Source organism: Paenibacillus donghaensis, assembly GCF_002192415.1.
GTDB lineage: Bacteria > Bacillota > Bacilli > Paenibacillales > Paenibacillaceae > Paenibacillus_AQ > Paenibacillus_AQ donghaensis.
Map to the genome: position 1 here is coordinate 1,270,821 of NZ_CP021780.1, position 17,744 is coordinate 1,288,564.

Below are 17,744 nucleotides of genomic sequence, written 5' to 3' on the forward strand. Positions count from 1 at the left end.
GATAGAACAAGAGGGAACAGGGGAATTAAAATGGTTTCTATTTGCTTTATTTTTATACCATTGGCCGCATTTTACTTGTGATTGCGGATTAGGAGTAAGCTATTTTTAAGATTAATTACATAATGCATAGTTGAGTACTGCATAAGTCAATCAGTCATATAACCTTATAGGAATTTTTATCGAGCTTTTCAACAATCTTTTTTGGTGTATGGTCATTAAATTATTCATTTTTTTGTTGATTCTCTAATTTCTTTTTTAATTCTACACAAAAAAAGCGCCGCCCCTTTTCTGGAAAACGACGCTTGCTCATACTATATTGTATGCTTCATTGCTCAATTCTTGATTTTACAATTTTTTTGGCGGTAACTTGTGCTGGAAATGAATCATCACTTGCTTTAAAGAACACTTCAATCTCATCACCCTTTTTATATTTAGAAGGTGCAACTTTATTTACCCAAATGGCTTGAGAGTACTTATTAGATTCGAGAACTTCCTTGTAATCCTTACTCAAGTCTTCTTCTTTTATCTGAGAAATTACTAAAATCCTTTTATTCTCTACATCTACTGTGTGTACAATCCCTTTAAAAACTTTATCATCATTACTACAGGCGGTGACCAATAACAAAAAAACAAAAATAAGAGTCCATTTAGTAATAGTACTAGTTTTTTGAAACATGGACTTTCTCCTTTGAATGGTTACGACATTAGTTTAAAATTGGTTGCACAGATAAAGCATTCATTACATGACCGATATACGAATAAACAGCGTTTCCATTATGACGACCTTTATTAATTCCCATTAATACAGTACTATAATATGTTGGTGCACCACTATCCCCAGGTGCAGATGTATAACTAGCTGATCTTAAGCCACTAAAAGATACCCCATCGATACTATATGATACAGATTTACTCAATAATGTTCCACATGATACTGGATTAGTGGCAGATGAAGCCCCAGACATGCAAACCATATTTCCTGCGAAGTCGTTAGCCTGAACAGTATCGAAATATCCTGCCCTACTGGAAGATGTATAGAGATCATTGGAATAGGATAAGCTTGTTCTCCCTATTACTGCTGCATCAACATTTCCCCCATAGGTTCTTCCACCCATACTACCAACACTATTAGTACCTTGACTGAAGAGGTTGCCGGCAGACCCGCAATGGGCGGCAGTAACAATGAAATCTGAAGCCAAAAAACCGATGCTACAGTAACCACCAGTATAATTGTTAACTATTTTAGTCCCTGCTTGAAGAGGGTTATATGTTGAATTTCTGTCAACATCATCTGAAACCACAGCAGATTTTCTTATAGACAACATATCGGCATTAAAAGTCTCTTCTAATTTCTTTCTCTTTGTTTCATCAAAGTCCTTAACGCCCACCTGTACTTTTTGTTCTGCTAAATCTACTAACGTGTCAGTAATTGTAACTCCATTAAAATCAGTATTCATCAAAGAAATTAATTTTTCATTAAGTTCGTTTAAATCCTTTTCAGAATATTTTGTAACAAAGATATTTATTAAACTGGAGTCACCATATATTTTTCTAAAATCAGATTCATATTGATCTTTATTGGTATCACTCTTAATACCGATATTTACAATCCCTCCAGACTTTTGGTCAATAAAAACAAGTCCATCTTTAATATTTTTATCTAGGTAATCCTTAATTAATGGTAGTTTGTTTGTTTGGTGATTGATGCGTTGTATGAGCCGTTCTTCCTCCAGTTTTGTCATCCTAACTCCGAACTTAGAGTCAACCATTATATCATCAACCTTGGAATCCATTTCTTTTACCTTACTGATATTAGTGTCTAATCCGAATTGCTGTCTAAAAGACAGTTCGTCTTTTGTGTAATCATAAGACTCAAGTTCAGACGATGCACTTACACTTCCAGAGCACAATAAGATGGCAGCGGTTAACATCAAAACAGTTCTTTTTTTCAGTTTCATAAGTCACCTCTAACCTAGTTATTTGAGACAAAATTCGACTACTTGCTAAAAGTTTACTATTTTTTAAAAATAATTACAATATATTATTTGAAAATTTTTCCTTGAAAATTTAAAATACTAAAAGTTTTAAAAATTTCGCATGAGCCAATTTAGATCACCGGCGGCCGACTCATCTGGGGAAGTTTAGAGTTTAGCATACATAACATGACTTTAAATTCTATCTAATCCAAATTATATTGTAATATCCAATGACAATGTTCCATAAATCACCATGAAAGTATGTGAGGATTGTCACTATTTGGAACTTGTTTATGCATCTGTATCTAGAAACTAAAGTAACCCAATGTACGCGTAGAGAACCAAAGGGTGCATCCTTCTACTTATCTGCCGTTAGCCATCCTGCCTGCCGCGTCCAGAAGCAATTGAGTCTGAAGATCTGCTGGCTGTCGGTGCTGGATATTCCCGTACTCAATGCCCAGAGGAAGAACCTGACTGAGGAGCTGCTGGTGTCGGAGTTATCCATCCTTGCCCCGTGACATCCGAAATCAAAGCGTCAGTTTGAAAGGTCAAAATGAAACGAAAATAATATACGTCTATAATAAACATGTAAACACGAAGACATCTAGGCCAATCCGTCTGCCTTCAATGATCATTCGTTTGTAAACCGGCTTTTCTTCAAGCTGCTTGGCATCGTTCAGATACAGGGTAAGGATCCCTAAGACGGGTTCAGACATAGGAGTTCACCTTCTTGTGGAGAGATGACGGAGCAGCTGGCAGGCTGCGGCGACTGCAGCAGCAGCGTAGGCTTGCCCGTGGGGCCAGTGCTTAAGGAAACCGCAGCCAGGCCGGCATTGAAGCACATTTTGAGACTGGAGTAATTGTCGCTGGCTACGCTGCACTGCAGCTGTCCAAGATGGCGGAGCTGTGCGGCCAGCAGTTTGGTGCCAATATGTTTGCTGCGATACAAGGGATGTACGGCGACCAGGCAGGCTTCTTTGCCATAGTCGGCTACGAAGCTGATGCCTGCGAGCTGATGCCCGCTCTGGCCACGCACGGTGGCGACCACCAGCGAGAATCCCGGCCAGGACAGCTGCTGCGGGGTCAGTCTGGACAACACCTTGCACCCTTGATTGGTCAGACGTCGTTCGCCGTGCTCCCGCAGGAACTGGAGCAGTCCGGCCAGCCTGGATTTCCACTGCTCTGGAGCGGTGTCGTGAATAGAAGAGAGCTGCAACTGCATAAGGGTCACTTCCTTAACCTTGAAATCATTTATTATGCTTGGGCATACGGGCCAGATGCTGGCTGTAATGAAAAATCCGTTCCAGCGACAGCTTGCGGATCGCCGGTTCATCAAATTTCATAGGCCTTGCATTGGCCTCGAAGAACCAGAGTCCGCCGTTGTCATCCACGCCGAGATCCATCGACATCTCCCCGAGTGTCAACTCGGAAGCCCGTTCAATCTGCCGCGCAATCAACAGCGCGGTAGTGGGCAAGCTCTTCAGGATGGCTGCCGCGCGTTCAGCGCCGAAGGTGCTCTCCAGCATGCTGGAGGGCTCTTCGATGCTGCCGCCGCGCGGCACATGTGTCGTAATGCTGCGGGCGCCGGCCAGCCTTGCGCCGATGCCCGTAATGGCCCAGCCGCCCCGGCCGTTCTTCTGCACCAGCACGCGCAGATCGAAAGGCCGCTTGTGGTGTGTCGCCAGCACGATGGCTTGCTGCACAATATAGTGAGCCGCGCCCTTCTCCTTCTCGACGCGCGCCCACAGGCGGTCCATGGAGGCGGCCTTGTAGGTTACGTTTCTGCGGCCGCTTTGAATCTGCAGGCGGTAGGGCAGGGCCGTATCTTCACGGTATTTCAGGCGCATAATGCCTTTGCCAGCCTTGCCGCTCTCAGGCTTCAGGTAGAGGCTGTCATGATTCTTCAGCATGGCCGTAAGCGTGGCTGCAGTCCGCAGCCGCCGTGTCTTCGGCACATGCTTGGAGGTGGAATGTGCCCCTTTCAGCCATTCAAACAGATTCCATTTATTGAAGAAATACGGATTATACAGATGAATCTCGGGATGCTCCAGACATTCGGCTATTTTGCGGGCCACAGGCAGCCTCTGTTCCTGTTCACGGGTGGGAATCCGGTTATAGATCACCTGCGGCAAGGGCACAGGGATGCTGTACCACAACCTGCCGCCGGGTGAAGGGACGTATCCGTTGATCAGCCGCTCCTCCAGCTTCAGATCACGGACGGTGACTACATATACCAGATAGCCCATTTCTTTACCGGTGCGGATAATATCGCGAAAGTTCTTGCGGTTGCCGCCGAATTGGTGCTGCTTGTCGCTGGTGGTCAGGATGGCGATGACGGGCTTGCTTTCTTCGGGATTGCGGGTGTTCACATCTCATCCCTCCTGCGGAATTTGCTGAGATACAGGCAGTGCTCCAGAATATGCTCAATGGAAGCTTTGCCCTCAGCGCGCAGGGAGGGATGGCGGAAGATGGAGCGTCCCGGCTTGGCATTGGCCTCGAACATCCAGATATCCTCATCCTGATCGATGCCAAGGTCAAAGCCGATTTCGCCGAGCAGATGGTGATGCTGCACTTCCAGCGACTCGGCCAGCCGGACTGCGGTCGTTTTGGCCTGCTGCAGCACTTCGTCTGCTCTGGCTCCGAATACACGGCCGAGCGCCTGCTGCGGCGTGAGCAGAGCGCCGCCGTTTTTAAGATGGGTGGTTACACTGCCCCGACCCGCCTTCTTGGCGCCGATGCCAACAACTACCCATTGATTGCTGCCGTTCTTGTGCATATGGAAGCGGAAGTCGATCGGGCAGCCGTCAATTTCAATCAAGCGGATGCCTTGCTGCACTACATAACTCTGCAGACTCTGTCCATGCCGGGTACGCAGCATCCGCATCAGGCTGTCAAAGGTTCCGAAACGCAGCAGCACATTTTTACCGCCCCGGCGGTATCTGGCGAAATACCCTTTTTTGGGCAAGTAGGTCAGCCGGTAAATGCCGTGGCCCAGACTGCCGGCAGACGGTTTGTAATATACGAAATGATGGCGATCCAGCATGTCGCGCATTTGCTCTGTGGAAGGATTGCTGTGTGTCTCCGGCACGTAACGGTTCGCTGTGCTGTCATTCTCCAGCAGCTTGTAAACATCCGATTTATTGAAGAAGCTCCAGTTGAAATAAGGAATTTTCTTGCGGGCAAAACGATCGCGCAGCTGGTTGATATACGGTGAGGTTTCCGCTTTGCGGCTGGGCAGCCGATTGTAGACTACGTCGGGCAGAGGCACCATTTTACGTTCGAATTTGCCTGAGCCGGTCAGGAAGTACCCGTATACCTGCTCCTGCTGCCAGTTGATGTCACGTGGCATAAAAGCAAAAATATAACATTTTCCGCTGCCCTCGCGCAGCAATTGCTTGATGAATCCGGTGCGTGAGCCGAAAGGCTGGGTGGAGGAACCAGCCCCGTCGGACAGAATTCCGACCAAGGGTCCGATCTGCACCTCTTCGTTCTGCAGATTGCGTAAATAAACGCCGCCTGAATTAGGTACTTTAATCGCGCTTTTGACGCCTGAGGTCAGGAATATATGATTGCCGCTGCGTTTGATCGGCTTGATTACGGCCGGGATCGTGTCTTTGCCCAGACGCATGCGGATATTTCTTTTGCCCGATAATTTCAGGCTTTTCATGAGTGAACCGGATAGATATACCACTCGCTCGGCCTGTTTGGTGAAATGCACATTGCAAAAAGTGAGACCCATTTATGAATCCTCCTTAGGAACCATTGTTATCATTTTCCCGTCAGTGATGGAGCTGTCAGCCAGTGCCGCCGGGATTCGTCCCTGCGCCAGCAGCAGATGCCGTGCATAGAGAAGCGGATTCTCGGCGGCAAGCCTCGCGGCCTGAAGGTCGCCAGTTAACCGGAAGACCGTCCGCCCTGGCTTGGAATTGGCTTCCAGCAGATAGATCCGGCCTGCCGGGTCCAGCCCGAAATCAAGGCCAAGCTCGCCCAGCCTGCCGCAGGCTGTCTCCAGCAGTGGCGGCAGAAATGCTGCTTCTGCTGCCAGCTCTTCTATTAGTTCCTCACCGCCCGGTCCATATTCTGAGCGCAGGAAGGGCAGCAGTGGCACGGCGGTCCCGCCGCCATGCAGGTTGGAGGTCAGGGAGTTCCGGAGGCCCAGGCGTACGGCCATTCCGGTGAGCGTCCAGGCCCCGCGCCCATTCTTCTGCATCAGCACACGCACATCAAACGGCTGCCCGGAGCGGCTGGTTAAATGCAGATAAGGCTGTATAATATAGCGGCGCTGGCCGATGAAATCATCAATCCACTGAAGACCGTCCTGCAGGGATGCGAACACATACGCTATAGGCTTGTTGCTGCCGTCGCGTCCCTTGACCTGAAGCCCGCCACCATCGGCACGCCCGAGCAGCATGGCGCGCAGGGTGCGTTTCCCATGGGAGCCGGCCTGGGGCTTTAGGAACAAGCCGAATTCTCTTTCAGCGAGCAGGGTGCCAAGCTGGCTGCTGCCGCTATACAGGCTGGTCTCAGGCAGCAGCGCTGCTGCCCGGCGATTGCGTCGCAGGATCTCATGAACGCCCCATTTATCAGGCAGTCCGCGTGACCAGGGGATCGCCCGGGGCAAGGCGGCCCAGGCAGCGGAAGCCGCTGTTCTCTCCCGGGCGCTGCCGTAGAAACAGCGGTTAAACACAACGTCCGGGGGAGGCGAGCAGAGCTTCTGCCAATGACCGCCGCTCCAGCTGAAACCGGAGACGGAAGTGCCGTCTGCCGCAACGCCGTCCGGGTGAAACACAATCACTTTGAGGTTGTACAGCGGTGCTGCCTGGCAAAGCTCTGTACAGAATGCCGGCTCAGCAATCGGCGGGCTGCCCTCCCGGTATCCCGTCATGACACCGAACAGTCCTGCGGCAGCCTTGTTCATCATCATGGCCGGTTATAAACCGGCCAGGTAACGGCAATACAGAATCATTTGTTTGACGGAGGGCCTTATCTTCTGATCATTAAGCGGTGTATTATCGTTCTTGGAGGGCTTGGAGTTGACCTCCAGCAGCCAGATCCGCCCGGTTTGGTCGAGCGCAAGGTCGATGCCAAGCTCCCCGAAATGGGCCGGGATAAAGGTCTCCACGCCCCTGGCGATTGCGAGGGCAGCCCGTGGGAGCTGCAGTTGCACACTTTCCTTGACGCCGGCGGGCAGACTGCTTTTGCTTACAGCCTCGCGTACGGTACTTAGGGTCCCGCCTTTGGCAAGGTTGGAGACGAAATGATTGCCCCCGGCGGTGCGGGCCACAATGGAAGTGACGCCCCACTTGCCGGTGCCGTTCTTCTGCACCAAGGCCCGGAAATCTACCGGCCGGCGTCCAAGCTCCATCAGAGGCAAGCCCTGCTGTATCTGGTAGCGGGTCGTTTTCATCTTAGGGGCGATGGACTGGAACAGCTTGGTGAGAGTCGGATAAATCTGCTTGCGTGTGCCCAGCGGTGTAGTTGATAACAGGCGGTAGCCCCCGCCTTCCTCTTTGGAAATGCGGAGAATCCCTTTGCCGAGACTGCCCCGGACAGGCTTGAGGAAGACGCTGGCATATTGCCCGCACATCCGTTTCATCACGGCATAGCCGTTCAGCAGATGGGACTCCGGCAAATACCGCTGGAGGGTGGGGTCCTGGCGCAGCGCTTCGAACACCTCTGTTTTGTCGAGAAATTTCTCATTGAAGAAATGGGTTCCGTACCGTGATTTTACATCCGCCAAAAAATGCTGTACGCTTGGTTTATTCTCCACCTTGCGCGATGTAACCCGATTATTGATCACATCGGCGACGGGCAGACTCTGTTTCTTCCAGCCTTCGTCGTATACCCAGCCCTTGATGGAGGAGCTGTGTGTTTCCAGCGCTTCCGGGGTAAAGAAATATACATAGGCGCCCTGCGCCTGGCAGACGTTGGTTAGTTCCCGGCAGAAGAGGGTAATGGGTCCGAACAGCCTGTCGGGATTGTCGGGACGGGCGCGACTGACGAGCACTCCGATCAGCGGACCCAGCCGCAAGGTACGGCTCCCGGAGCTGTAGGAGACACCCAGCGTCAGCCGGTGGTTCCATCCGATCCGCCGTGCCAGTCCTTCGCTGACGCGCAGACTGTCGGATTTCGGAACCGGGACGACGGTGACCTCCTGCCGGAATGAACCGAAAGCAAGCTGGAGAGTTCCGTGTGCCGGGATTTTGAGTCTTTTCATCGATCTGTCGCCAAGCATTACAGCGTTTTCCTGCAGGATGCCCGAGTGAACCGTATGGACCGGGATCTTAAGCTTAGACATCGTGGATCTCCTTCCGGTAGGCAGCATGATGCCGGCAATTTGATAGCTAAGGGTTACATATCATTCATCATATGGAGACATCTGACCCTTGGTGATTGACCTATTTCTCTAAAAAGCCGGAACCTGCCGTTTCGGGAAGATCCGGGTGTGGCCCTGCAGAAGTGGGTCAACCGGCAGTAAGAAGGCAACGCCGCATTCGCTTAGCGGCAGCACAGCACATGCCTAAGCTTCAGCATATGCTGACGGCCCGGTTTTGCCTGTAAAGCGGGCGGTTGCGGAGCATATAATCAGAGCAAACTTTTGGGAGGAATCAGAAATGAACATATATGACAAAGCCAATGAACTGGCACGAGCGATTAAAGAGAGCAGTGAGGTTGCAGATATTAACAGCGCGATGAAGCTTGTGGACGCCGATCCGGAGAGCAAGCGGATGCTCGACAACTTCCGTCAGGGTCAAATGGAGCTGCAGCAGCGGATGATGAGCGGAGAGATGCCTCCGCCGGAAGAAATGGAGAAGATGGAGAAGCTCTTCGAGGTGCTTAACCTGAATCTGGGCATCCGCCGTCTGTTTGATGCGGAGCGTCGACTGAGTGTAGTGATCGAGGATGTGAACAAGATTATCACTGAGAGCTTGTCCCAGCTCTATGGCGATGGCCAATAAACCCCGGCAACGTAATTCCACCAACGTAACCGAACTAACGTAACCCAGCCAACAGATCGCACCCCACCCACCCAACAAACTAGTTTACTTTCAGCTACTGGGGAACCGTATAGCCGCTATTTTCCGTTTTTTGGTTATTTCGCGTGGGTAACGGACCGTATGGCCTCTATTGTGCTAAATTTGGCTCGAAAGAGAGAGGTTTGGAGTAAATAAGGTCACCTGGGTCCGCAAGCAACTCCAAAGAGGCGGAAATTGCACAAATAAGGGCTCCACGGTCCGCTAGCGGCGGTCAGACCTGAGCATCCGTGTTCTTGAGGCTTGTCCGGTAGACGGCGCGATAGACAGAAACAAGGTGCCCTGTCAGCCAATCTGGCTGTCACAGCACCTTATTTATAGATTCATATTATTGCTGCAACTTATCCGATACTCCTCATGCAGACTATTGCTGTTTGCCCTCCACGGAGCAGAGCAGGATGCCTGCAGCCAGACCCAGCCGCCGGTCAAGCTGGCCGCGTGAATCCTCGGAGAAGTCGGCCATAATCTTGGTGACGAACGGGTTGAAATTCTGCTTGAAGGTAGATACATGACTGCCGCCAATCTCCACATTGTATTGCTGGGGAATCAGCGTAATGAACCGGCGGAGCAGAGCCATCATCATGCTGGGTTCCTTGATGCTGCCGATCTCCATGTCGTTTCCGTCCAGAAGCAGCCACTCATCCTGCACAATCGACTTCAGTCCTTTGCGGCGCAGCGCCCCGATATGTTCGCCTGTACTGCTGTCATGCACATCATAGGTAGCGCTGAAATCAATCATACTTCGCGCCTTGATGCGCAGCAGCTCATGGCTCATGCTCTCATCGGTATATAGCGCAATATCCTCCTTAAGCTTAAAAGCCTTCATCTGGCAGAACATCACCAGCTGCTCCGAGCTGTCATAGATATGCAGCTTGGCTCCCACAATGGAAATTACTTTTTTGCGGATCGTATATTGGGTATCCTTCATTTCGTGAATCATCTGAAACCGCCTCCTAGTGTAAACTCATCTTCCCATCTTCTCATATATAATTCCGACTTACCATATAAATGCATTCTGCCGCAGGCTGAGCGGAGGGGAATGTGTATTTTTTTTGGACTTGTCTCATATTCCGGGCACGTGGTTCATAGAGTAGAAATATAGATTCAAGTAGGCATTCTTGCGAAGAAGGAGTTGTTCCAGTTGAGAAAAAGAAACAAGCTCAAGCATGTAGTATACCTGCTGGTGGCGCTGGGTATGCTGCTGTATGCATTGCCCAGATTGTCCCTGGAGAACGGGCCGGGCTGGGTATTCGGATTCGGTGTGGTCTGGTGCCTGTTTGCCTTTCTGGTCATTGCCGCCCATCTTCACTTCATTATTGGTGTGGATGAGGAGAAGACGAAACGGCTCGAGGCCGTTCGCAAGGCCAAGCTTCAGCAGTGGCAGAAGAAGTGGAGCGAAGAGACGCGAGTCTCGCAGAATTCATAATAGGCAAGGGTACACAAAAACAGATTGGACAACCCCTGAGGCCGCCCGCCATCGGCTGCCGCCGGGGTTGTTTGCCTTGCGCCGAGATGGCCGCGCCCCTGCTCCGCCAAGCTGTTGAACTGTGCCATTTCCTTCGGTATAATAGGTACAGTATAGTACAGATCGGAGCATGGGGGTGTAACAGTTGGAAGGTCAAGGCGATGCAATAACCAAACATGAGCAGCTGCTGCAGCACATTGAAAGCCTGAAGGTAGGCACCAAAATATCTGTCCGCAAGCTGGCCAAGGAAATGCTGGTCAGTGAAGGCACCGCATACCGTGCCGTCAAAGAGGCCGAGAACCTGGGAATTGTGATTACGAAGGAGCGGATCGGGACAGTCCGTGTGGAGAAGAAGCCGCGCAATATCTCGGAGCAGCTGACGTTCGGGGACGTGGTGGATATCGTTGAAGGGCATGTGCTGGGCGGGGCCAGCGGCCTGACCAAGCATTTGCACAAATACGTGATTGGCGCCATGAAGGTCGATGCGATGATCCGTTATATCGATGCCGACAGCCTGCTGATTGTGGGGAACCGTGATGATGTGCACTCGCTTGCACTGGAGCAAGGGGCCGGGGTGCTGGTCACCGGTGGCTTCGGCACGAGTCGGGAGGTTAAGGCACTGGCCGATCAGCTGGATCTGCCTGTGATCTCTTCGCGCCATGACACCTTCACGGTGGCTTCGATGATTAACCGCGCTATTTTTGACCGGCTGATCAAGAAAAAAATTATGCTGGTTGAGGATATTGTCGACAGCAAGCCGCGCCTGCACACGCTGAAGATCTCCAGCACTTGCGGCGAGCTGCGCCGGCTCTCGCAAGACAGCGGTGAGCAGCGGTTCCCGGTGACCGACGAATGGAACCGGGTCATCGGGATCATCGGACGCCGTGATGTGGAGGAGCTTGGTGATGCGCAGAGCATTGAGAAGGCCATGATCCGCAATCCGATCACGGCCGCCTTGCAGACCTCTCTGGCTTCCGCCGCGCAGATTATGATGTGGGAAGGCATCGACTTCCTGCCGATTGTGGACCGCAACCGCAAGCTGGTCGGCTCCCTGACCCGCAGGGAAGTGCTGCAGAGCCTGCGTGATGTGCGCAACCAGCCGCAGCTGGGGGAGACCTTCGACCATCTGATGTGGAACGGTTTTGCCGATGAGCGGGATGAGGAGGGCCGGCTGTTTTTTCATGGCTTCATTACTCCGCAGATGGCCACCGACCTGGGAACGATCTCGGAAGGGGTCTTATCCACGCTGATGACGCTCTCAGCATTCAAGGCTGCGAAAGATATTACAGGAAATGACTACGTGGTGGACAACATGTCCACTTACTTCATCCGACCGGTTCAGATCGAGCATTCCGTAACGGTGATGCCGAAATTGCTCGAGATCAGCCGCCGGACCTGCAAACTGGAAATTGAGATTATCCATCTCGACACGCTGGTAGCCAAGGCGGTGCTGATGCTGCAATCGCTTGACCACGGCTAAGGGCGACGAGAGCCGCTGCGCATGCGGCTGTAATAGCCGTAGCTGCGCAGGCCCGAGAAGAGATTGAAGGCCCCGATCACAAGGAAAACGGTCTCAACCAGAACATTGACGGTAGAGCCAGGGAACAGGAACATCGCCATCAGGGCAAGCGTCACCAGCATGGCCCCCAGCAGGATATTCATCAGCGAGCGCTTCAGTCCCTGATCCAGCGGATCTTGCGCGCGCCGGGAAGACAGGCTGAACCAGGCAGCGCCAAGCATGCAGACTACAAGCAGGATGAAGAGCACATATTTAATCGTCAGGACCATGGACAACCAGCTCCTTTGCCGGGCCTTTTCCCATCAGGCAGGGCACCGGTATAGTCTATGGTTTTTATTGTACCATGAACAGGTTCAACTGCGGCTGTGCGGCGTGATTTCTACCCAGATCTGCAGCACGCCTTCCATAACAAGCATCGTTCGGATCCTCACGGCATATTCCTTCTCCCGCACAAAGTACAGTTTGCCGTCCAGCAGAAGACGGGCCAGCTTGCCGTCAGTATCAATATCGAACATGCTGCGGCCGCGCATCGGCTCAAGGTCAGTGCCCATTTCGGAGAGGATCATCTTCAGCGTGACCGGGTCCAGGGCAGTCGCGCCTTCCTTGGGCTTGCTTTCTTCGGCTCGGATCTTGATCTCACGGATCACGGTGGACGTATTCTTATATTTTTTGAGTGTAACAATATCCTTCTGGTACTGCTCAATTTGTACGCGCAGATCTTGGTTGTTCAGCCAGAGCACATTATAGCCCAGGTGAAAAATCGCATTGTACACGACACAGCCAGCAACCATCCCCAGCACGAATACAGCAGAAATTTGGGAGAAGCGGCGAAAGCGCCGGAAGGGTGGAATCCTCATGGTCCGTTACCCCCTGCCGCAGACCCACTTGACCAGTTCACTGCCCATATGGGCGCCAAGGAAGGCGAAGACGAGATACAGGATTTGTTTGATGGCGGGCGAAAGATTGCCTCCGATCATATTGCTTTCGATCACTCGCATCGGGTCTATGGTCCCGCCGACCGCGGCGGCAAGTGCCCAGATTTTGATCCGGTCAGCCACATCCAGCATGGTCTGCGTGGGCGGCTGGAGGGAGACGACGGCACCGATTCCGCCCAGCATGGCCCCTCCCAGCACAATGCCGCAAGCAATGAAGAAGTCAAGTACAGCCTTGCTCAGAAAAATACTCACAAATAAACACTCCTTTCCGGACAGGAGCCCTGCATAGCGCGGCCTGTCCTCCATGCGCTTAATCCATTCTATGGGCGAGTCCCCCTTTAATATGATAAAATAGTTTCATCTTATAAATGATTGTGTCTGTAGAGAGGAAGTGGAAGGATGAGCCCTTTCGTGCATTTGCATGTGCACAGCGAATACAGTTTACTGGACGGGGCGGCGCGCATTACCGATCTCGTGCGCCGGGCCGGCGAATACGGCATGAAATCGCTGGCGCTTACGGATCATGGAGTGATGTACGGGGCGATCCCTTTTTATAAAGCCTGCCAGGCGCAGGGCATTAAGCCGATTATTGGCTGCGAGGCCTACATGACCTCCGGCTCGCGCCGCGAGCGGGGCAGCCGTAAGGATCAGCCGATCTACCATCTGATCCTGCTCGTCAAGAATGAAACCGGCTACAAGAACCTGATGAAGCTGGTCTCCATCGGCCATCTGGAAGGCCAGCATTACAAGCCGCGGATTGATATGGAGGTGCTTGCCGAATATGCCGAGGGTATTGTCTGCCTCAGCGCCTGTCTGGGCGGCGAGGTGCCGCAGCATCTGCTGCACGGCCGGGAGGCGGAAGCCCGCAAGGCGGCTCTGCGCTATAAGGAAATCTTCGGCCCGGATTTCTATCTGGAGCTGCAGGATCACGGCATGGCGGAGCAGAAGCGGGTCAATCCGCAGCTGATCGCGCTTGCTGCCGAACTCGACATTCCGCTGGTGGCGACCAATGACGTGCATTATCTGCAGCGGCAGGATGCCGAGGTCCAGGATGTGCTGATCTGTATTGGAACCGGCAAGACGGTGGACGATGAAGACCGCCTCAAGATGGCCTCGGAGCAGCTGTTCTTCAAGAGTGGTGCAGAAATGGCGGCGCTGTTCCCGCATGTGCCGGAGGCGCTGGAGAATACCGTGCGGATTGCCGAGAAATGCAATCTGGAGCTGACATTCGGCAATCACATTCTGCCGGCCTATTCGCCGCTGCCGGAGCAGCAGAGTTCTGCCGCCTACCTGCGGCAGCTCTGCCACGCCGGGCTGGAGCAGCGTTATGCCGGTACGCCGCGCTGGGAGTCGCCGGAGCAGCGCGAGGCAGCACAGCAGCGGCTTGAATATGAGCTGGGCGTGATTGAGACGATGGGCTTCTGCGATTATTTCCTGATTGTCTGGGATTTCATCGCCTATGCCCATCGGATGGATATTGCCGTCGGCCCGGGCCGCGGCTCCTCCGCAGGCAGTCTCACGGCGTATTCGCTGCGGATTACCGATGTGGACCCGCTGAGATATAATCTGCTGTTCGAGCGGTTCCTGAACCCGGAGCGGATCACCATGCCCGATATCGATATTGACTTCAGCGATGAACGGCGTGAAGAGGTGATCCAGTATGTTGTGGATAAATACGGCAAGGAGCATGTGGCGCAGATTATTACCTTCGGCACCATGGCTGCCCGTGCCGCAGTGCGCGATGTGGGACGGGCGCTGAACCTGCCCTACAACGAGGTGGACAAGGCGGCCAAGCTGATTCCAGCCCAACTGGGAATCAGCATCGCCAAAGCGCTGGAAGCGACGCCTGAGCTGAAGTCACTCTATGAGACCAGCCCCAAGATCAAGGGACTGCTGGACATGGCAATGAAGGTGGAGGGCATGCCGCGGCATGCTTCAACCCATGCTGCCGGAATCGTGATCTCCAAAGGGCCGCTGACCGATGCCGTGCCGCTGCAGGCCGGCAATGAGAGCACGGTTCTGACCCAGTATTCGATGGAGCATCTGGAGAGTGTCGGGCTGCTGAAGATGGATTTCCTCGGTCTGCGCACATTGTCGATTATCGAACGCTGTCTGCAGTCCATCCGGGAGATGAACGGCACGGTGCCTGATTTCCGGCTGATTCCCGATAATGACGAGCTGACCTATCGGATGCTTAGCGCGGGCGAGACCGCAGGCGTGTTCCAGATGGAATCCTCCGGTGTCCGTCGGGTGCTGAAGGACCTCAGGCCAACCGGCTTCGAGGATATCGTCTCTGTGGTGGCCTTGTACCGTCCGGGTCCGATGGAGTTTATCCCCAAATATATCGGAGGCAAACACGGCCAATTCGAGGTGGTCTATCCGCATCCCGATCTGGAGCCGATTCTGGCCGACACCTACGGGATTATCGTCTATCAGGAGCAGATTATGCAGATCGCCTCGCTGATGGCCGGGTTCTCGCTCGGTGAATCTGACCTGCTGCGCCGCGCCGTGTCCAAGAAGAAACGCGAGACGCTCGACAAGGAGCGGAGCCACTTCGTGGAGGGCAGCCTGCAGCAGGGCTACAGTGAGCAGGATGCGAACGCAGTCTATGATATGATCGTGCGGTTCGCCGATTACGGCTTTCCGCGCGCCCATGCGGCCGCCTATGGCGTGCTGGCCTTCCAGACCGCCTACCTGAAGGCGCATTACCCGGTGCAGTTCACGGCGGCGATGCTGACCGCTGTCATGGGCAACCACCGCAAGGTGGCGGAGTATGTGCTGGAATGCCGCCGCACAGGCATCGGCGTATTGCCGCCGGACGTCAATGAGAGCGGCGTGCTGTTCACGCCGGTTCCCGGCGAAGGGTCGGCAGGCCATATCCGTTTCGGCTTGGCGGCTGTCAAGAATGTCGGTACGCTTGCCGTAGAGAACATCATAGCCGAGCGCAAGGCGCGCCCATTCGACAGCTTGCTCGATTTCTGTCGGCGGGTAGACCTGCGCGTCTGCAACAAGCGGGTGGTGGAATCGCTCCTGCAGGCCGGAGCCTTCGACGGGCTGCCCGGCCACCGCGCACAGCTGCTGGCGATGCTGGACGAGACGGTGGAGGCGGCGCTGAAATGGCGCAAGGAGCGCGATGAGCTGCAGATCCAGCTGTTCGATGATCTGGTGGAGACCCCGAACTGGGAGATCCGCTACCCGGATATCCCGCGGTTCACGGTAGGTCAGCAGCTTGAGCTGGAACGCGAGCTGCTGGGCCTGTACCTGTCGGGGCACCCGCTGGACGACAGCGCGGAGCTGCTGGAGGAGCCGGGCATGCAGCGGCTGATGGATCTTGGCGAGGCGCTGGATGAGAGCCAGACCGTGACAGCGGGCATGGTCGTGTCCGTCAAGGAGATCACGACCAAAGCCGGCAAGGCGATGGCTTTTGTGCAGTGGGAGGACCAGATCGAGCGCTGCGAGGTCGTGCTGTTCCCCGAGGTGTGGAAGCGGAGCCGCACCCTGATTGAGAAGGGCGCGCTGCTGGCCCTGCGCGCCAAGGTGCAGCACGAAGACGAAGGCTTCAAGCTGCTCGCCGAGGAAGTGGCGCCGCTGGCTGCGGACACGCTGCGCAGCCTGCTGCAGCGCCGCAGCGCGGCTGCCGCCCGGCCGCAGGGCGCGGGCCGGGCGGCGCCGGGTGCAGGCGCGCCGCAAGGCGCAGCGCCTGCTGCCCGCGCCGCCGGGGCCGGTGCCCGCGGCCCCGCAAGAGCGGCAGGCGGCGCTAACGCGCCTGCCGCAGGCACCCCGAAGCCGCCGGCACCGCCCGCGGCCTCGGGGCCAGGCAGCCCGGCGCCTGCGGGAGCCGGGCCGGACCGATCCGCCGCCGGCACTGCCCAGCGGCTATTCATCAAGATCACGCCGGCCTCCGAGAATCCGGCGCTGCTCTCCCGGCTGCAGGAGCTGCTGCAGGCAGAGCCGGGCCCGGTGCCCGTCCTGCTCTTCTATGAGCGGGGCCAGCGGCTGCTGGCACTCAGCGACAGCTACCGGATCAAGCCCTCAGAGACTCTGCTGGCCGACATTGAAGCTATGCTGGGAGCAGGCACAGCAAGAATAAAATAAGAACAATTCCCACCCCTTCCGCATACATTAGGAAACCACAGGCACTTCCTGTGCGGAAAGGGGAAATATCATCATGTCCTATCAAATGGCAGCAGACATGCTGAAGCGCAGGGGCGTAACACTTGCATCAATCGCCAAAATTGTATATATTCTGCAATCGGTATATTATCCGGGTCTGACGGAGGAAGAATGTGTATCCAGCGTCAAGTCCGTTCTCGGCAAAAGAGAGGTGCAGTACACGCTGCTGACCGGCATCGCACTGGATGAGCTGGCTGAGAAGAAGCTTCTGCCGCAGCCGCTGCAGGCGGTGATGGAAGCGGATGAGTCGCTCTACGGGGTGGACGAGACTCTGGCGCTTGGCATTACGAGCATCTACGGGATGATCGGGCTGACCGGCTTCGGTTATCTGGACAAAATAAAGCTCGGCGTCATCGGGGAGCTGAACGATGACAAAAACGGGATTCACGTGTTTCTAGATGACCTGGTGGCAGGTATTGCCGCTGCGGCTTCAGCCAGAATCGCCCACAGGCATGAAGGGGCAAACGTCTATCCGCATGTCACCGGTACGGAATAATTAAACGCCTTGCGATTCCATGGTGGCGGCTGTCCCTGGTCTTGCTTTCTTCGCCCATCTCCTGTTGCGGGAAAAAAGAAAACTGTGTTATCATGATTCCATTATACGGGATACGGCTGGGAATTAAGACAGGGGAGGCCTTGCAC

At 54.0% G+C, this 17,744-nt stretch carries 17 protein-coding genes and 1 pseudogene; 6 read left to right on the top strand and 12 right to left on the bottom strand.

Annotated elements, in window-relative coordinates:
- Positions 1-325 precede the first annotated feature (325 nt).
- Together B9T62_RS05295 and B9T62_RS05300 are read right to left on the bottom strand one after the other, a co-directional pair.
- A complete protein-coding gene (locus B9T62_RS05295; RefSeq protein WP_087914307.1) occupies positions 326-676 on the bottom strand; it encodes a DUF3221 domain-containing protein in 351 nt (116 codons plus the stop codon).
- 28 nt (positions 677-704) lie between these two features.
- On the bottom strand, positions 705-1,958 hold the full coding sequence (locus B9T62_RS05300; protein WP_087914308.1) for a S1 family peptidase: 1,254 nt from the start codon (positions 1,956-1,958) through the stop codon (positions 705-707).
- Between the two features lie 311 nt (positions 1,959-2,269).
- Between B9T62_RS05300 and B9T62_RS39875 the strand changes: the two genes are divergently transcribed.
- Positions 2,270-2,494: a hypothetical protein gene (locus tag B9T62_RS39875; protein WP_169834333.1), complete on the top strand. Its 225-nt coding sequence runs from the start codon at positions 2,270-2,272 to the stop codon at positions 2,492-2,494.
- Positions 2,495-2,563: 69 nt separating this feature from the next.
- Here B9T62_RS39875 and B9T62_RS38725 read toward each other — a convergent pair.
- From B9T62_RS38725 to B9T62_RS05325, 6 genes and pseudogenes are all read right to left on the bottom strand, one after another.
- Positions 2,564-2,692: pseudogene (locus tag B9T62_RS38725) on the bottom strand (YheC/YheD family protein); the annotation flags it as partial.
- Positions 2,674-3,198 (bottom strand): GNAT family protein, encoded by a 525-nt coding sequence (locus tag B9T62_RS05305; RefSeq protein ID WP_087914309.1) that lies wholly within the window; start codon positions 3,196-3,198, stop codon positions 2,674-2,676. The gene B9T62_RS05305 and the pseudogene B9T62_RS38725, both read right to left, overlap by 19 nt.
- Positions 3,199-3,223: 25 nt before the next feature.
- A complete protein-coding gene (locus B9T62_RS05310; RefSeq protein WP_087914310.1) occupies positions 3,224-4,345 on the bottom strand; it encodes a YheC/YheD family endospore coat-associated protein in 1,122 nt (373 codons plus the stop codon).
- Positions 4,342-5,715 carry a YheC/YheD family endospore coat-associated protein gene (locus B9T62_RS05315; RefSeq protein ID WP_087914311.1) on the bottom strand — a complete coding sequence of 458 codons (1,374 nt, stop codon included), beginning with the start codon at positions 5,713-5,715 and terminating at the stop codon, positions 4,342-4,344. Before B9T62_RS05315 ends, B9T62_RS05310 begins: the two co-directional genes overlap by 4 nt.
- Positions 5,716-6,900: a YheC/YheD family endospore coat-associated protein gene (locus tag B9T62_RS05320; RefSeq protein WP_087914312.1), complete on the bottom strand. Its 1,185-nt coding sequence runs from the start codon at positions 6,898-6,900 to the stop codon at positions 5,716-5,718. It lies immediately after the preceding gene.
- A 6-nt stretch (positions 6,901-6,906) separates the two neighbouring features.
- Positions 6,907-8,274: a YheC/YheD family endospore coat-associated protein gene (locus B9T62_RS05325; protein ID WP_087914313.1), complete on the bottom strand. Its 1,368-nt coding sequence runs from the start codon at positions 8,272-8,274 to the stop codon at positions 6,907-6,909.
- 316 nt (positions 8,275-8,590) lie between these two features.
- On the opposite strand from B9T62_RS05325, the gene B9T62_RS05330 reads away from it, so the two are divergent.
- Complete coding sequence (locus B9T62_RS05330; RefSeq protein ID WP_087914314.1) at positions 8,591-8,935, top strand: YlbF/YmcA family competence regulator; 345 nt, start codon at positions 8,591-8,593, stop codon at positions 8,933-8,935.
- 439 nt (positions 8,936-9,374) lie between these two features.
- On the opposite strand, the gene B9T62_RS05335 is transcribed toward B9T62_RS05330, so the two are convergent.
- A complete protein-coding gene (locus B9T62_RS05335; protein ID WP_087914315.1) occupies positions 9,375-9,950 on the bottom strand; it encodes an LURP-one-related family protein in 576 nt (191 codons plus the stop codon).
- A gap of 255 nt (positions 9,951-10,205) precedes the next feature.
- Here B9T62_RS05335 and B9T62_RS05340 point away from each other — a divergent pair, with 255 nt between their 5' ends.
- Both B9T62_RS05340 and B9T62_RS05345 read left to right on the top strand, forming a co-directional pair.
- Positions 10,206-10,436 carry a hypothetical protein gene (locus tag B9T62_RS05340; RefSeq protein WP_087920140.1) on the top strand — a complete coding sequence of 77 codons (231 nt, stop codon included), beginning with the start codon at positions 10,206-10,208 and terminating at the stop codon, positions 10,434-10,436.
- A gap of 184 nt (positions 10,437-10,620) precedes the next feature.
- Complete coding sequence (locus B9T62_RS05345) at positions 10,621-11,955, top strand: DRTGG domain-containing protein (protein WP_087914316.1); 1,335 nt, start codon at positions 10,621-10,623, stop codon at positions 11,953-11,955.
- On the opposite strand, the gene B9T62_RS05350 is transcribed toward B9T62_RS05345, so the two are convergent.
- The 3 genes from B9T62_RS05350 to B9T62_RS05360 all read right to left on the bottom strand — a co-directional run bounded on the left by B9T62_RS05350 (position 11,952) and on the right by B9T62_RS05360 (position 13,181).
- On the bottom strand, positions 11,952-12,263 hold the full coding sequence (locus tag B9T62_RS05350; RefSeq protein ID WP_087914317.1) for a YtpI family protein: 312 nt from the start codon (positions 12,261-12,263) through the stop codon (positions 11,952-11,954). The genes B9T62_RS05345 and B9T62_RS05350 overlap by 4 nt on opposite strands.
- A gap of 84 nt (positions 12,264-12,347) precedes the next feature.
- Entirely contained in the window at positions 12,348-12,851 is a 504-nt protein-coding gene (locus B9T62_RS05355; protein WP_087914318.1) for a sporulation membrane protein YtrI, read from the bottom strand.
- Between the two features lie 6 nt (positions 12,852-12,857).
- Positions 12,858-13,181 carry a YtrH family sporulation protein gene (locus B9T62_RS05360; RefSeq protein ID WP_087920141.1) on the bottom strand — a complete coding sequence of 108 codons (324 nt, stop codon included), beginning with the start codon at positions 13,179-13,181 and terminating at the stop codon, positions 12,858-12,860.
- A 147-nt stretch (positions 13,182-13,328) separates the two neighbouring features.
- Between B9T62_RS05360 and B9T62_RS05365 the strand changes: the two genes are divergently transcribed.
- Both B9T62_RS05365 and B9T62_RS05370 read left to right on the top strand, forming a co-directional pair.
- Positions 13,329-17,024, top strand: a complete 3,696-nt coding sequence (locus B9T62_RS05365) for a DNA polymerase III subunit alpha (protein ID WP_087914319.1) — start codon at positions 13,329-13,331, stop codon at positions 17,022-17,024.
- Between the two features lie 73 nt (positions 17,025-17,097).
- Positions 17,098-17,598, top strand: coding sequence for a phosphatidylglycerophosphatase A family protein (locus B9T62_RS05370; protein ID WP_087914320.1), 501 nt, complete (start codon positions 17,098-17,100; stop codon positions 17,596-17,598).
- Positions 17,599-17,744 lie beyond the last annotated feature (146 nt).

Coding starts and splice junctions, on each gene's coding strand:
- B9T62_RS05340 (WP_087920140.1), top strand. CDS start 10,206: ATGCTGCTGTATGCATTGCCCAGATTGTCCCTGGAGAACGGGCCGGGC.
- B9T62_RS39875 (WP_169834333.1), top strand. CDS start 2,270: ATGCATCTGTATCTAGAAACTAAAGTAACCCAATGTACGCGTAGAGAA.
- B9T62_RS05355 (WP_087914318.1), bottom strand. CDS start 12,851: ATGAGGATTCCACCCTTCCGGCGCTTTCGCCGCTTCTCCCAAATTTCT.
- B9T62_RS05295 (WP_087914307.1), bottom strand. CDS start 676: ATGTTTCAAAAAACTAGTACTATTACTAAATGGACTCTTATTTTTGTT.
- B9T62_RS05365 (WP_087914319.1), top strand. CDS start 13,329: ATGAGCCCTTTCGTGCATTTGCATGTGCACAGCGAATACAGTTTACTG.
- B9T62_RS05350 (WP_087914317.1), bottom strand. CDS start 12,263: ATGGTCCTGACGATTAAATATGTGCTCTTCATCCTGCTTGTAGTCTGC.
- B9T62_RS05315 (WP_087914311.1), bottom strand. CDS start 5,715: ATGGGTCTCACTTTTTGCAATGTGCATTTCACCAAACAGGCCGAGCGA.
- B9T62_RS05335 (WP_087914315.1), bottom strand. CDS start 9,950: ATGATTCACGAAATGAAGGATACCCAATATACGATCCGCAAAAAAGTA.
- B9T62_RS05370 (WP_087914320.1), top strand. CDS start 17,098: ATGTCCTATCAAATGGCAGCAGACATGCTGAAGCGCAGGGGCGTAACA.
- B9T62_RS05305 (WP_087914309.1), bottom strand. CDS start 3,198: ATGCAGTTGCAGCTCTCTTCTATTCACGACACCGCTCCAGAGCAGTGG.
- B9T62_RS05300 (WP_087914308.1), bottom strand. CDS start 1,958: ATGAAACTGAAAAAAAGAACTGTTTTGATGTTAACCGCTGCCATCTTA.
- B9T62_RS05325 (WP_087914313.1), bottom strand. CDS start 8,274: ATGTCTAAGCTTAAGATCCCGGTCCATACGGTTCACTCGGGCATCCTG.
- B9T62_RS05330 (WP_087914314.1), top strand. CDS start 8,591: ATGAACATATATGACAAAGCCAATGAACTGGCACGAGCGATTAAAGAG.
- B9T62_RS05320 (WP_087914312.1), bottom strand. CDS start 6,900: ATGATGATGAACAAGGCTGCCGCAGGACTGTTCGGTGTCATGACGGGA.